14 protein-coding genes are annotated in these 14,656 nt (G+C 54.9%); all 14 read left to right on the forward strand.

Going from position 1 to position 14,656, the window contains the following annotated elements:
- Positions 1–31: 31 nt before the first annotated feature.
- On the forward strand, positions 32–373 hold the full coding sequence (locus BU251_RS01940; RefSeq protein WP_128699220.1) for a P-II family nitrogen regulator: 342 nt from the start codon (positions 32–34) through the stop codon (positions 371–373).
- Positions 374–535: 162 nt separating this feature from the next.
- Positions 536–799 (forward strand): DUF2621 family protein, encoded by a 264-nt coding sequence (locus BU251_RS01945; protein WP_128699221.1) that lies wholly within the window; start codon positions 536–538, stop codon positions 797–799.
- A 32-nt stretch (positions 800–831) separates the two neighbouring features.
- A complete protein-coding gene (locus tag BU251_RS01950) occupies positions 832–2,001 on the forward strand; it encodes an MFS transporter (protein ID WP_128699222.1) in 1,170 nt (389 codons plus the stop codon).
- Positions 2,002–2,218: 217 nt separating this feature from the next.
- Positions 2,219–2,875, forward strand: a complete 657-nt coding sequence (locus BU251_RS01955; RefSeq protein WP_128699223.1) for a redox-sensing transcriptional repressor Rex — start codon at positions 2,219–2,221, stop codon at positions 2,873–2,875.
- Complete coding sequence (locus BU251_RS01960) at positions 2,856–4,691, forward strand: cache domain-containing protein (protein ID WP_128699224.1); 1,836 nt, start codon at positions 2,856–2,858, stop codon at positions 4,689–4,691. Before BU251_RS01955 ends, BU251_RS01960 begins: the two co-directional genes overlap by 20 nt.
- Positions 4,692–5,219: 528 nt before the next feature.
- Complete coding sequence (locus BU251_RS01965; protein WP_128699225.1) at positions 5,220–5,579, forward strand: (2Fe-2S) ferredoxin domain-containing protein; 360 nt, start codon at positions 5,220–5,222, stop codon at positions 5,577–5,579.
- A gap of 180 nt (positions 5,580–5,759) precedes the next feature.
- Positions 5,760–7,550: an NADH-quinone oxidoreductase subunit NuoF gene (gene nuoF, locus BU251_RS01970; RefSeq protein ID WP_128699226.1), complete on the forward strand. Its 1,791-nt coding sequence runs from the start codon at positions 5,760–5,762 to the stop codon at positions 7,548–7,550.
- Between the two features lie 5 nt (positions 7,551–7,555).
- Positions 7,556–9,334, forward strand: a complete 1,779-nt coding sequence (locus tag BU251_RS01975; RefSeq protein ID WP_128699227.1) for an NADH-dependent [FeFe] hydrogenase, group A6 — start codon at positions 7,556–7,558, stop codon at positions 9,332–9,334.
- Positions 9,335–9,361: 27 nt separating this feature from the next.
- Complete coding sequence (gene nuoE / locus BU251_RS01980) at positions 9,362–9,844, forward strand: NADH-quinone oxidoreductase subunit NuoE (protein WP_128699228.1); 483 nt, start codon at positions 9,362–9,364, stop codon at positions 9,842–9,844.
- A gap of 54 nt (positions 9,845–9,898) precedes the next feature.
- Positions 9,899–11,284 carry a [FeFe] hydrogenase H-cluster radical SAM maturase HydG gene (gene hydG / locus BU251_RS01985; protein ID WP_164908816.1) on the forward strand — a complete coding sequence of 462 codons (1,386 nt, stop codon included), beginning with the start codon at positions 9,899–9,901 and terminating at the stop codon, positions 11,282–11,284.
- Positions 11,277–12,323, forward strand: coding sequence for a [FeFe] hydrogenase H-cluster radical SAM maturase HydE (hydE, locus tag BU251_RS01990; protein WP_128699230.1), 1,047 nt, complete (start codon positions 11,277–11,279; stop codon positions 12,321–12,323). Before hydG ends, hydE begins: the two co-directional genes overlap by 8 nt.
- Positions 12,324–12,494: 171 nt before the next feature.
- Complete coding sequence (locus tag BU251_RS01995) at positions 12,495–12,881, forward strand: response regulator (protein WP_128699231.1); 387 nt, start codon at positions 12,495–12,497, stop codon at positions 12,879–12,881.
- Between the two features lie 100 nt (positions 12,882–12,981).
- The gene (locus tag BU251_RS02000; RefSeq protein ID WP_128699232.1) at positions 12,982–13,236 is read left to right on the forward strand and encodes a CPF_0552 family protein; all 255 of its coding nucleotides are present in this window, start codon (positions 12,982–12,984) and stop codon (positions 13,234–13,236) included.
- A 34-nt stretch (positions 13,237–13,270) separates the two neighbouring features.
- On the forward strand, positions 13,271–14,527 hold the full coding sequence (hydF, locus tag BU251_RS02005) for a [FeFe] hydrogenase H-cluster maturation GTPase HydF (protein WP_128699233.1): 1,257 nt from the start codon (positions 13,271–13,273) through the stop codon (positions 14,525–14,527).
- Positions 14,528–14,656 lie beyond the last annotated feature (129 nt).

Below are 14,656 nucleotides of genomic sequence, written 5' to 3' on the forward strand. Positions count from 1 at the left end.
TAGATGGTTTAAAGGAAAGAGAGGTTGTATCATGAGGTTAATCATTGCCATCATTCAGCCGGCCCGGTTTGAGGCCGTGCGGGATGAGTTGTATAAGGCCGAAGTGAACCTCATCACGGTCTCCGAGGTCCTGGGTCACGGCCGCCAGAAGGGCGTGACGGAGGTTTACCGCGGAGCCAAAGAGATGGGGAACCTCCTGCGCAAGGTGCGCCTGGAGATTGCCGTCAACGAGAACTTCGTGGAACCGACCATCCAGGCCATTATCAAAGGCGCCAAGACGGGCCAGACAGGCGACGGCAAGATCTTCGTCTTGGACATGGAAGAATGTGTGCGCATCCGCACGGAGGAACGGGGTCCCGTAGCCATCGGCTGACAGGCTGCCCATAAGTGCTCAGAGCCAGGCGTTGTCCCTGATGGGATAGCGCCTGGCTTTTTATCGAAACCTTGACCCCGTTAGAGAATGCAATTTCTCTAACGGGGTCAACTTGAATAATGCCGATGATTGTCCTATAATTGGAAAAAATAGGAGGTTTCTTTGGCTATCGGTTGGGATAATGCCACACAGGAAAAATTCAAGGTCTTGATCGGCAAGATGCCGGTTTTCATGCGTCCTGTCGCCGAAAAGACGATCGTCCAGAAGGCAGAGGGTCTTGTCCTGCAGGACAACCGCTCCGAGATCACCGAGAAAGATATGGTGGATGCTTTCTTTGCCGAAACGCCTTTCGGTTTTCAGGGACTCATGAAGAACGATCTCTTGTCGGTCGGCATCGACTATACGAAATATGGTTATGAGAAGTAGGATGTGAACCGTCTTTTGGGCGGGGTCAAGCCATGGACAGAAAAGCCGCAATGCGTTTTATCCTGATGATGGGGTTGGTAAGCCTCTTCGGCGACATCTCCTATGAGGGGGCCCGTGCCATGACGGGGCCGTATCTGGCTTTTCTGGGCGCTTCCGCAGTCACAGTCGGTTTTGTCTCGGGACTCGGAGAGTTTTTGGGATACGGACTGCGGCTTGTTTCGGGTGTAGCCGCAGACAAAACGCGCGCCTATTGGCCGCTTACTTTTCTGGGGTATGGCCTTATTTTGGCGATCCCGTGCTTGGCTTTTACCGGCAGCTGGCAGATAGCGGCGTTATTCATTATCCTGGAGCGCGCGGGGAAAGCCGTCCGTTCTCCGGCGAGAGATGCGCTCCTGTCTTATGCGACAAAGCAGGTAGGCAGGGGGTGGGGGTTTGCGGTCCATGAGGCCATGGACCAGATCGGCGCGGTCGCAGGGCCGTTGATCTTTGCTGCCGTTCTCTTCTGGAAGAATAATTTCCGCCTTGGATTCGGCATCCTTTTTATTCCTACCCTTTTGACCATTTTGTCTCTGATATTTGCCAAGTCCTATGGGCGGGCGCCCGAGGATTTCGAGACGCCCCGGGACCCGCAGCCACAGCCGGCGCAGGAAGCAAAGCTTGCGCCTGCTTATTGGCATTATGCGGCTTTCAGCTGTTTGTGCGTAGCGGGTCTCGTGAATTTCCAGATCATTTCTTATCACTGGAAAGTCCATGCCTTGCTCTTGGACGCCTGGATCCCGCTCGTCTATGCATTGACGATGGCCGTGGACGGAGTGGCGGCCCTTGCCGTCGGCAAAGCCTACGACCGCTGGGGCTTCAAGACCCTCGGATTGGTTCCTATCGTAACCCTGCTTGTGCCGTTCTTTGTCTTTTTGCCGTCATCTGCCGCTTCTACCGTTGTTGTTGCCGTCCTCTGGGGTATTGTGATGGGCATGCACGAGACCATCATGCGGGCGGCGATCGCCGATCTGACGCATATTCAGAAGAGGGGGTTCGGCTACGGATTTTTTAATACCATTTACGGCGGCGCATGGTTTCTGGGCAGCTTTACCGTAGGCGCGCTGTATGGACTAAACATACGCTTTGTGCTTTTGTTCGTCGTCGTCTTGGAGTTGGCCGCCTTTGCCGTATTTTGGAAGTTTCTCAGGCGCGCCCCAAGGTGATTCAGTCTCCCTCCAGGAATCCCTGCATCTTTCCGCATCAAACCTCCGGATTTTTATAGTGAAAAAAATCACAAAATGGCCTTGACATGGCTTAAAGGTATGTTATATTTATATTAGTTATTGTGATTTTTTGAACAATATTATTTTCTTTTCATAAGGCCCCCTGCGCAAAGGTTCTTGTTCAGGCATCCGAAGAACGCAACCATCGAGGATACTTGTGGTAAACAAGAAATGCATTATCCGTCTTTTAAGGTATAAAAACGCCCTCCACAGGCTGAACAGCCTGGGGTTTGTGAAGGTGTTTTCCGACAACCTGGCGGATGCGGTAGGCGTGACCGCTTCCCAGGTGCGCAAGGATTTTTCCCTTTTCGGCATCTGCGGCAATAAGCGCGGCGGATACCAGATCGAGGCCCTGCTGGGCAAGCTCAACCATATCCTCGGCAAGAACGAACAGCAGAAAGTGGTGATTGTCGGAGGGGGAAATATCGGGGCGGCGCTGATGAAGTATAAGGGTTTTGAGAAGGAGGGCGTCAAGATCGCCGCCTGTTTTGACATCGACCCCGCGAAATACAACCACAAGGAAGGGGATATCCCTGTTTTGCCTTTGGAGCAGCTCAGGGATTTTGTGCGTCAGAACCATATCAAGATCGGCGTGATCGCCGTGCCGGATATCGCGGCCCAACAGGTCTTGGACCTGATGCTTGCGGCCGGAATCAAGGGGGTCCTGAATTTTGCGCCGATACGCTTGAGGGCGGCCAGCGACTGTGTCATCAACAATGTGAACCTGGTTTTGGAACTGGAGACTGTCATCTATTTCATCATTAACGGGCTGGAAAAATCCATCGCCGAGATCCATGAAGAGCAGAAATCTTAAAACCAATATCATCCTGTCTTTTTTTGCCGTCATTTCTATTTTGGTGGTGTCGGTCGCTATTTTGGGTTATTACATTATCAACAGAAATGTCATCCAGCGTGCGCAAAGGCAGATCAAAAACGACTTGAAGGTTGCCCGATGGGCTTACAATACGGAGATTGACAGGATCCGCCTGGCGTTCAATCTCGTGGGGCCGTCTAACGACCTCGAAAGACTCAAAGGCCAGATCGGCCTGGATTATATTTCGGTCGTCGACAAGAACGACCTGCCGGCCATCAAGAGCGAGGTTGTCCGGGCGGCGTTTGAAGGCAAGGCGCTGGCTGCGACACGCATTATCGGTCCCGAAGAGCTTAAAGAGATGGGACGGTCTTTGTATGAGAAGTCCGTTATCGAGATCAAGCCTACCGCCAAGGCGCGGCCGACGGAAATACACATCCTTGACAGCGCCATGGCTGTCGGGTATGCCAAGCCGCTCTTTGATAATGCCGGCCACGTGCGGGCCGTCATGTATGGCGGCAAGATCATCAACAGGGATGCCGAGCTGGTGGATAAGATCCGCAGTTTTGTTTTCGAAAACCAGATGTATGAAGGCCGGCCGACGGGGACGGTGACGATCTTTTTGGATGATGTCAGGATCGCGACAAATGTCCTGGATAAGAACGGCGAGCGAGCTATCGGCACTAGGGTTTCCGCTACCGTCTATAAAAAGGTGGTCGAGGAAGGCCGAACATTTTTAGACCGCGCCTTTGTTGTTACCGATTGGTATCTCACGGCTTATGAGCCTATCCGTAATATCGAAGGCAAGGTGATCGGCATCCTTTATGTCGGCATCTTGGAGAAGCCTTTTGTGGACATGCGCCGCAATGTTTTTCTGGTATTTTTTGGCATCGTGGTTCTCGCGTCTTTATTAGCCGTCATTCTGGGTCTCGTTTTGGCCCAGGGCATGGCGCGGCCTCTCACCAGGCTCCTGGAGGCCGCAGGCCGGTTTTCTAAAGGGGACCTTTCCCACAGGATCGGGATGTTCAACAGCCGCGTGCGCGAGATCGATGTCCTGGCCGAGGCCTTCAACGACATGGCGGCAAAGATCGATGAGCGCGAAAAGAGGCTCGAGGCGCTTAATAAAGAACTGGAGGCACTGAACAAGAGCTATCTGGATCTCGTCGGCTTTGTGTCGCATGAGCTCAAGGGTATCCTTTCGTCGACGATCATGAATGCCTACACGGTCCGGGACGGGTTTTTGGGGATGGTGAACTTCAAGCAGCGCAAGGCCCTGGATTCGATTGCGCGCAATCTCGATTATCTGGAGGCGACCGTCAAAAATTTCCTGAATTTAAGCCGTTTGGAGAAAGGCGAGCTCGCCGTCAGCAAATCCGAAGTCTTGTTAAAGGAAAACATCGTTGATCCTTCCCTGGAGGCGTTCGGCCGGCAGGCGACGGACAAAGAGATGCAGGTGGTCAACGATACCGCCGCAGGTTTGAAAGTGATGGCGGACGTGGATCTTTTGCAGATCGTCGTCAACAATCTGATCGGAAACGCCGTCAAGTACGGCCAGCGGGGCGGTATCTTGCGCGTGAGCGCCGAGATCCGCAATGGCACAGCGCATGTTGAGGTCTATAATGACGGCAAACCCCTTGCGCAGGACGAGATAGATAAACTTTTCCGCAGGTTCTCGCGGTTGAAATCCGAGGAGACGCGTAACGTCCAGGGGACAGGTCTGGGATTGTTTGTCAGTAAGGAGATTATCGAAAAACATGGCGGTTGGATATGGGTAGAGGCCAGGCCGAAAGGGAATGCGTTTGTGTTTGAGATCAAATAAGGGCATAAGTATTCATCTCTTGCTCAAACGTCCGCCACTGGTTCTTCGGCGCCTGCCTGCCGGTAGGCAGGGACGCCCGCCGATGCAGTGGTGGCGGGGGCTTGTAAATTTTCCCAAGGTTCGGCCGATAGGGCCAGGTGCAGAAAAATACCTTGATAGAGACAAACATATATTGACTCCTCGCGTAAACATCTTGTCAATATCTGTCTGCGACCAGTCCTCGCAGAGCTCAGGCGGGTTCCGCAGGAAGCGGAATACTGGTCTTTCCGATAGGGCCAGGTGCATCCAGATATTTCCAAGATACGCAAGGAGTTAACCCAGAAAGGGTAGACCTCCGCATTCCACATAACGGAGGGTCTAATTCCGCCAGAGGCGGAAGATTAAAGGAAAGTAACGTGACTCCCCGTGTAAGCATCTTGACAATTTATGTCTGCGACCAGCCTTCGCAGAGCTCAGGCGGGCAGCCATAAATTCTCAAGATACACGTGGAGTTAATTCCGCCAGAGGCGGAATTAAGGAGGGTTTAGCGTGACAACGCCACTGGATATGATCAAAAAGAAAAGGGCCGAGGCGATCAACCGCATCCTCGGCAAGGGATATTTGTCGACGAAACGCGTCTATGTCGGCATGGCGACATGCGAGATCGCGGCGGGATCCAAAGATGTAATGGCGGTCTTTGAGAATGCCATCAAGAATGAAGGATTGACCGACGTGTATCTGAGTCAGAAGGGCTGCGCCGGTCGTTGTAACCTGGAGCCGACCGTCGAAGTTGTGGAGGAAGGTAAGATCCCTGTCAAATACGGCAAGGTAACCAGAGAAATGGCGCGCCAGATCATCGACCAGCATTTGAAAAAAGGCGAAGTGATCAAGGAGTGGATTATTCATTGAAAAGACACTGGGATACAAGAAAATTACCAATGTCCAATTACCCATGAAATCCCAATTCTCAAATATCCAATTTGTTCCTTGGTTATTTGTTTTTTGATTGGTCATTGGTTATTGGAAATTTAACGGGTGATTGGTGACATGGTGACTTGGTGACAACAATCAGCAGGAAGGGACGAAGAGATGCCAAGACGATACGTGATTACATTATGCGACGGGCCGACATGCATCCATAAAAGGTCCAAGGAACTGGAAGCGGCGATCGAGACGGAGCTGACCAGGCACGAGCTTACCGGCAGGGTGAGCGTCAACCTTTCGGGGTGCCTGGGGATGTGTGCCCAGGGGCCTGTCATGGCGATCAATCCTCAGTATACCGTCTACGGTAACGTGACGGCGGACGATATACCGGAGATCGTCTCGAGCCATATCCTGAAGAAAAAACCCGTGGCGCGTCTCGCCATCGACGAGGATCATCTCTATAACAGGTTTTTCCGTGTTTTCGGCGACATAAATTTTTTCGGCAAACAGATGCGCATTGTGCTGCGTAATTGCGGCATCATCGACCCGGAGAATATAGATGATTATTTATCCGTGCGCGGCTATGAGGCCCTGGCCAAGGTTTTGACCGATATGAAGCCCGCAGATGTTATCGCTCAGGTGAAGACGTCCGGCCTCAGAGGCCGTGGCGGCGCCGGTTTCCCTACGGGGATCAAATGGGAGTTGGCGGCCAGGCAGAAGACGGATGAAAAATTCCTTATCTGCAATGCCGACGAAGGGGACCCCGGCGCTTTCATGGACAGGAGCACGATCGAAGGAGACCCGCATACCGTCCTGGAAGGCATGATCATCGGGGCTTATGCCGTCGGTGCCAGCAAAGGTTTTGTGTATATCCGCGCGGAATACCCCTTGGCGATCAAACGGCTGGAAAAGGCCATCGCCGACGCCCGCAGGGAATGTTTTCTGGGCAAGAACATCCTCGGTTCCGATTTTTCTTTTGATATCGAGATACGCCTTGGCGCCGGAGCCTTTGTCTGCGGGGAGGAGACGGCGCTGATCCATTCGATCGAGGGACACCGCGGCATGCCGAGGCCCCGTCCGCCTTATCCGTCGGTCCAGGGGCTTTTTGACAAGCCGACCTTGATCAACAACGTCGAGACGTGGGCGAACATCCCCGTCATCATCCTGGACGGCGCGGAATGGTTCAGCTCGATCGGGACAGAGAAGAGCAAGGGGACGAAGGTCTTTGCGCTTGCCGGGAAGATCAAGAACACGGGTTTGATCGAGGTGCCCATGGGCGTGACACTAAGGTCCATCATTTACGATATCGGCGGAGGTATTCCGAACAACAAGAAATTCAAGGCGCTCCAGACAGGCGGGCCTTCGGGCGGCTGTCTCTCCGAGGATTACCTGGATACGAAGATTGACTATGAATCGCTCGCTGCGGCCGGTTCCATCATGGGGTCCGGCGGTATGATCGTTATGGACGAAGATTCATGCATGGTGAACATCGCGCGGTTTTTTCTGGAATTCACGCAGAACGAATCTTGCGGCAAATGCACGCCGTGCCGCGAGGGGACCAAGCGTATGCTTGAGATCCTGACCCGCATCACGGAAGGCAAGGGCCAGGAGGGCGATATCGAGAGGCTGGAGCGTCTGGGGAACCTGATCAAGAAGGCGTCCCTGTGCGGGTTGGGGCAGTCGGCCCCTAATCCGGTCTTGAGCACGATCAAGAATTTCCGCAGCGAATACGAGGAGCATATCAAGCAGAAAAAATGCCGCGCCGGTGCGTGCACGGCCTTGACCGGCTATGAGATTACCGATAAATGCGTCGGTTGCACGGCCTGCAGGAAGGTCTGTCCTGTCGGCGCAATCACCGGGAACCCCAAGAGCCGGCATTTCATCGATCAAGGCAAATGCGTCAAGTGCGGTTTGTGTTTCGACACATGCAAATTCAGCGCGATCAAGAAAGGGTAGATGCGATGGAAAGCAAGACCATAACGATCACCATTGACGGTAAGACATACCAAACACAGGAGGGGTTGACCATCATGCAGGCGGCAGACCAGCTGGGTTTCCATATCCCGCGGCTCTGTTATCATCCGAAGCTCTCGATCGAAGGCGCCTGCCGCGTCTGTATTGTGGAGGTTGAGGGTGTCAGGACATATGTGGCGTCTTGCGCCTATCCCGTGATGGACGGCATGAAGATCCGCACCAACACCCAGGAGATCCGCCGCGCTCGGCGCGATATCGTCGAACTCATCCTGGACAATCATCCCCAGGATTGCCACACCTGTGAACGCGATTCCAACTGCGAGCTCCAGCGGCTGGCCGCCTCCATGGGGATCCGCAAGAGGCATTTCGAAGGCGAGCGCAAGAAATACGAAAAAGACCTGACATCGACCTCCGTGATCAGAGACCCGAACAAGTGTATCCTCTGCGGCCGTTGCGTGCGTATCTGCTCGGAAGTCCAGAAGGTGACGGCCCTTGGCCACGCGCACCGGGGTTTCCAGACGGTCGTCATGCCGGCATATAACATGCCGTTCCGCGACAGCGTCTGCACGACCTGCGGCCAGTGCATCAACGTTTGTCCGACGGCGGCTTTTGTCGAGAAGGTCTACACGCAGGATCTTTTTGCCAAGCTGAACGATCCGAGTATTATCAAGGTGGCGCAGGTCGCTCCGTCTGTCAGGGCCGCCATCGGCGAGGCCTTCGGGCTGGAGCCGGGGCGCGCCATGGAACGCGAAATTGCCGCAGCTTTAAGAAGATTGGGGTTCGATTATGTTTTTGATACGCAATTCTCCGCCGACCTGACGATCATGGAAGAGGCGAGCGAATTTTTAGAGAGGTTCCAGGGCAAAGGGAAGCTGCCCATGATCACGTCGTGTTCCAGCGCCTGGATGAAGTGCGTGGAGCAGTTCCATCCCGATCTTCTGGAAAACGTCTCGACCTGTAAGTCGCCGATGTCCATGATGGGCGCGCTCGTGCGCACCTATTTTGCCGACAAGATCAAAAAAGACCCCAAGGAGATTTTGAGTGTTGCGGTCATGTGCTGCACGGCCAAAAAATATGAGGCCTCGCGGCCGGAGCTGATGGTGAACGGTTTGCCGGCCATTGATATGGTGGTGACGACCCGCGAGATCGCCTGGATGTTTAAATCCGCAGGAATAGATCTCTTGCATATCAAGGGAGAGGATTTTGACGAGCCTCTCGGTTTGTCGTCGGGCGCCGGCGCCATCTTCGGCGCCACCGGCGGCGTCATGGAGGCGGCCATCCGCACGGCCTATGAGTTGTATACGGGAGAGACGCTCATGGACATCGAGCTTGAATCCCTCAGGGGGTTGGCCGGCATCAAGGAAGGCAAGGTGACGATTGACGGCAAGGAGATCCGTGTCGCTGTGGCCCACGGCCTGGGCAATGCCGCGACCGTCCTGGATATGGTGCGCAAAGACCCTGATCGTTTCCATTTCGTCGAGATCATGGGATGTCCAGGCGGCTGCATCGGCGGCGGCGGACAGCCCTATGCCGGCATCAATTCGATGCCCCTGGATGAGGAGTGTCTCAAAAAGAGGGCGGAAGCGCTCTATGGTATCGACCGTCGCAAGACGATCCGCCGCAGCCATGAGAACCCCGATGTGCAGAGGTTGTATAAAGATTTCCTGGGACGGCCCTTGAGTGCCAAGTCCCATCAGCTTCTGCATACGCATTACAAGGTCAAGGAGCCCAGAGGCATCATCCCGCAGGAATTAAAAGTCAGATAAGACGGACCATTGAGGAGAGATAAACCCATGATCGCAGCAGAAGACAAGAAGACGGCATTAAAAGAATTCATGGAGAAGGCCAAGAGCGGCGACCATCCGGAATCGCAGTTGATCGCTATCCTTCATCGCGCGCAGGAACTCTACGGCCACCTTGACCAGGCGGTGATGGACGATATTGCCTTGACCATGAACATCCCGACGGCCCACATATGGGGTGTGGCGACCTTCTATCACTATTTCAACCTCAAGCCGAAGGGGAAGCATTCGATCTCCGTTTGCCTGGGGACGGCGTGCTACGTCAAAGGCGCCGCACAGGTTTTGGAAACAGTCAAAAAGGAGCTCAAGATAGACATCGGCGAGACGACGCAGGACGGGATGTTTACGCTGACCGAAACGCGGTGTCTGGGGACGTGCGGCCTGGCGCCTGTCATGATGATCGATGACAAGGTCTATGGAGCCCTGACGCCGAAAAAGACCGTTGAAATCATCCAGAGTTTTTATAAGAAATAGCAAAAGATAACAGATTACAGAGTGCGGAGAACAGAGGGTAGGGGACAGAAAAGCGTGAAACATATTGATGAACAAAAAATATGGGATGTCTTGGGCGATGCCCAAAAGGCGTCCGCGGCAGACGTCGAGGCGGTCCTGGCCAAAAGCCGCACCCTCAAAGGGTTGACGTTGAAAGAGACCGCTGTGCTTCTGTCGGTTTCAGACCCCGCGATTTTGAAAAAGATCCTTGAAACCGCCGCCTGGGTGAAAAACGAGATTTACGGCAGCCGTATCGTTCTGTTTGCGCCGCTCTACACGAGCAATTTTTGCATGAACGGCTGCCTTTACTGCGGCTTCAAGGCGGACAACAAGAGCGTTAAAAGGAAAGCCCTGACGCCCGGCGAGGTCTCGCGGGAAGTCTCCTGGCTCCTCGGCTGCGGCCACAAGCGCATTCTTCTTGTCGCCGGTGAATCCAGGGGCTCCCGTCGTCCCGTCGTGGAGGATTACGTTGAGGCGATCGAGGCGGTGTATCGTGTCCGTATCGGAGCGCATCAGATCCGCAGGGTCAATATCAACTGCGCCCCCTTGAGCGTCGATGATTTCTGCAAGCTTAAAAGAGCGGGTATCGGGACGTATCAACTTTTTCAGGAGACGTATCACGATGCCACGTATCGTCGTCTCCATCCCTATGGCCCCAAGAGCGACCCCGATAACCGTCTGGATGCGATAGACCGTGCCTTCCGCGCCGGCATCGACGATGTGGGCATCGGCCCGCTTTTCGGTCTCTACGATTATCGTTTTGAGACTCTGGGTCTTCTGGGGCACATCCGTCACCTGGAAGAGGCATTCGGTGTCGGGCCCCATACGATCTCCGTGCCGCGCATCGAGCCGGCGCACGGCATCGATTTCATGTCCCAGACAGCCTATAAACTGTCGGATGAGGAATTCAAGAAAACGGTCGCCGTCCTCAGGCTGGCCGTTCCCTATACGGGGATCATCCTGACGACAAGGGAGGTGCCGGCATTCCGCGACGAGCTTTTCGCCGTCGGTGTCTCGCAGGTCAGCGCCGGCTCCCGGACATCGCCGGGAGGTTATACCCAGGATGACGGCGCAGACGACGGCCAGTTTTTCCCGAACGATTCAAGGAATCTGGACCAGGTGATCGGGTCTCTGCTTGAGAAAGGATTGTGCCCGAGTTTCTGTGCAGCCTGTTATCGCAAGGAACGCACGGGCGCGACATTCATGGGCCTGGCCAAACCCGGGGCGATCAAAGGTAAATGCCAAATGAATGCCTTGATCACGCTTAAGGAATATCTGGATGATTTTGCTTCTCCGGGCGTCAAGGAGAGAGGATACAGATTGATCGAAGAGGCCAGGACGCTTCTCGATGAAGACACCCGGCGGCAATTGAGCGTTTTTTTCGACGACATCCAAAGGGGGATCCGCGACGCGTATGTCTAAATTTGAAAGCCTGCTCGACAGGGTTGCCGGAAGCGATGCGCCGGATATGGCCGATATCCTGGCGTTGCTGAATGCTTCCGGCGCACAGACGCAGGCGTTGTACAGGCGGGCCGATGATATCCGCCGCGCCCGTATGGGCGACGGGATCTTGTTACGCGCGATCGTGGAGTTTTCCAGCAGGTGTTCCAGGGATTGCGCTTATTGCGGGTTGCGCAAGGCCCATCGGCAGCTGAAACGCTACCGCATGAACACGGCGGAAATCCTGGCGTCGGTCCTGGAGGCTGCGTCTTCCGGGATCAAGACGGTGGTTTTGCAGTCGGGAGAGGACGATACGCTCGATCCTTTCTGGCTTGCGGATGTCATCCGGGCCATCAAGTCCGGCACACAGATGGCCGTGACGCTTTCTGTCGGAGAAAAGCCGCAGGAGGTGTATGCCCTGTGGCGCGGCGCCGGCGCCGACCGCTATTTGTTGAAGATCGAGACGACGAATCCGTCGTTGTACCGGCGTCTCCATCCGGATATGGATTTTGACAGGCGGCTTGAGTGTTTGCGCGTCCTGCGGGAGCTGGGCTACCAGACAGGGTCCGGCAGTATCGTGGGGCTTCCCGGACAGACAGCCGAAGACCTGACGCAGGATATTCTGTTTTTCAAGCGTTGTGATTTCGACATGATCGGCATCGGTCCATTTATCGCGCATCCAGACACGCCTCTGGGATTGGAGGGCGACGGAGACATCCAGGCCGTGCTCAAGGTGCTTGCGGTCACGAGGATCGTGGTCAACAACGCGCACATGCCGGCCACGACGGCGGTGGGAAGCCTCGAGGAAGATCATCGCCTCGCGGCCCTGAAGTCCGGCGCCAACGTTCTCATGCCGAATTTTACGCCTCAGCCCTACAGGCAGGCCTATGAGATCTATCCGCATAAGCGCTGCCTGACGGAAACCTCGGGGGCGTGTGTTCCCTGCATGGAAACAATGGCCTCTGCCATCGGCCGTTGTGTGAATTACAGCCGGGGGGATTCATTAAAAATAAAGGTGTGATATAATAGGGACATTGAGCGGGATGTTCACTCTGCGCGGCCTAAAGCTCCGCCCTTTAGGGCGCAAGAGTGTTGTGGCCGCTTAGAGTAACCAGAAACAAGCCTCGGCCCTGGCCGAGGCCGAGGCTGAGGCCGGGGAATATGGGTTGACTATAGGAGAGGAGATGGAGACATGTCGAATAAAATCCTGATTATCGATGACGATGCGGATTACGTTGACGCCATGAGTACGCTTTTGACGGCGAAGAACTATGATGTGATTTCGGCGCCGAACGGCGAAGAGGGGTTCAAGAAAGCCAAGAAGGAAGCCCCGAGCCTGATCTTGCTCGATGTCATGATGACGCATAAGAGCGAAGGTTTTGATATCGCCCGGAACCTGAAGGGCGACGAGGCGACGAAGGACATCCCCGTCATCATGATCACAGGCATCCGTAAAGAGATGAATCTGCCGTTCGGTTTTGAGCCGGATTCCGACTGGTTGCCCGTCAAGACGGTGCTGGAAAAGCCGATCAAACCGGATACGTTGCTCAAGGCCGTCGAAGAGAATATAAAAAAGTAGGATGTTATGAATCCCGTTAGACCTGCCTGAAGCGTCTCTTCGGGGTTCAGGGTTGTATTGTGTATCGTGATGTGTCTGTGCGTTTGAGAGGTCTAGCGGGATGAAGAAGTCGATCGTCGTCATCCATATGCACCGGCGGCGTACCGCTGCGGCCAGGGTCCAGAAGGCCTTGACGGACTACGGCTGTATCATCAAGACCCGCTTGGGCATCCATGACGGTGTGTTGGACAAGTGCTCGGATGAAGGATTGATTCTGCTTGAGGTTGTCGGGGCTCCGGGCGAAACCCGGGCCCTGGAGAAGGCGCTCAAGGCCTGCCCCGGCGTCAAAACCAAGACCGTCGCCATCCCCCTCTGATAAGTGCCTGCACGGAATTTTCAGCATTGAGACTATGCAAAAGACACCCAAATCCCTTAGGCTGCACATCGGGTTGTTCGGCAGGACCAATGTCGGCAAGTCGAGCTTTTTGAATTATGTCGTCGGCCAGGATGTCGCGATCACGTCGCACATCCCCGGCACGACGACCGACGTGGTTGAAAAACCCATGGAATTGCTGCCGCTCGGCCCTGTCGTTTTCCTCGATACGGCCGGGCTCGACGATGCTTCCGAGCTCGGCGCCTTGAGGATCGAACGCACCAAAAAGGTTTTCGACCGGTGCGACGTATTGGTGCTGTTGACGGAACCCGAGGCGTGGGGAGGATATGAAGATGAGGTTTTGGCAGAGGCCCGGAAACGCCGGATCCCCGTCGTCATCGTCGTCAACAAGGCCGATACCCGCGTTCCTTCGGCTGATTTTATGGAGTCGTTGCGCCGGCGTTCTTCCCGCGTTTTGTCCTGCAGTTGTCTCGACCGTCAGGGGCGGGATCCTTTTGTCCATTCCTTCAAAGCGCAGCTGATCGAGATATGCCCCGAAGAATTTCTTCATCCGCCGGCGCTGGTCGGTGACCTCCTGGCGCAAGACAAGCTTTGCGTGTTCATCGTCCCTATCGACAAGGAGGCGCCGAAGGGGCGTCTGATCCTTCCCCAAGTCCAGGCGATCCGCGATGTGCTCGATGGCGGCAGAGGCGTTGTCGTCGTCAGGGAAAGCGAATATGCGTCATGCCTCAAAAATTTGAGGACGCCGCCGTCTTTGGTCGTCTGCGATTCCCAGGTGGTGGCCAGGATGGTTGAAGAGACGCCTCCGGAAATCCCATGCACGACTTTTTCCATCCTGTTCTCGCGCAGCAAGGGCGATCTGGACGAGGCGGTCAGGGGCGCCGGGGTTCTCGATCAGATCCAAGAGGGTGACAAGATCCTGATTGCGGAGGCCTGTTCTCACCATGCGATCCAGGATGATATCGGCCGCGTCAAGATCCCGCGGTGGTTGTCTCAATTCAAAGGGTTCGATGTCCCTGTCGAGGTCTGCGCCGGCAAGGATTTTCCTGAAAACCTGAAAGGTTTCCGTCTTGTGATCCATTGCGGGGCCTGCATGTTCACGAGGCGCGAGATGCTGGCCCGGATCGAGAGGGCCAGAGAGCAGGGGGTCGCCTTGACCAATTACGGCGTCGCCATCGCGTATCTGCAGGGAGTCCTGTCGCGCGTCCTGAGTCCGTTTCCGTCGGCGCTGTTGGTCTATCAAGAGACAGCCGGCACGCCTCAGCAGCATTAACTTCCAGCCCCGATTTTTCTTTTTAGGTTTTTTTCGTGCAAGGCCCCGCTAGAGTAATTTCCCACGCCTGATAATTTCAAACTATCTTCCGCTACGACGCTGCATTGTGCGTCCATCACCCTCACAGAA

Source organism: Candidatus Velamenicoccus archaeovorus (genome assembly GCF_004102945.1).
Classification (GTDB): Bacteria; Omnitrophota; Gorgyraeia; order Velamenicoccales; family Velamenicoccaceae; genus Velamenicoccus; species Velamenicoccus archaeovorus.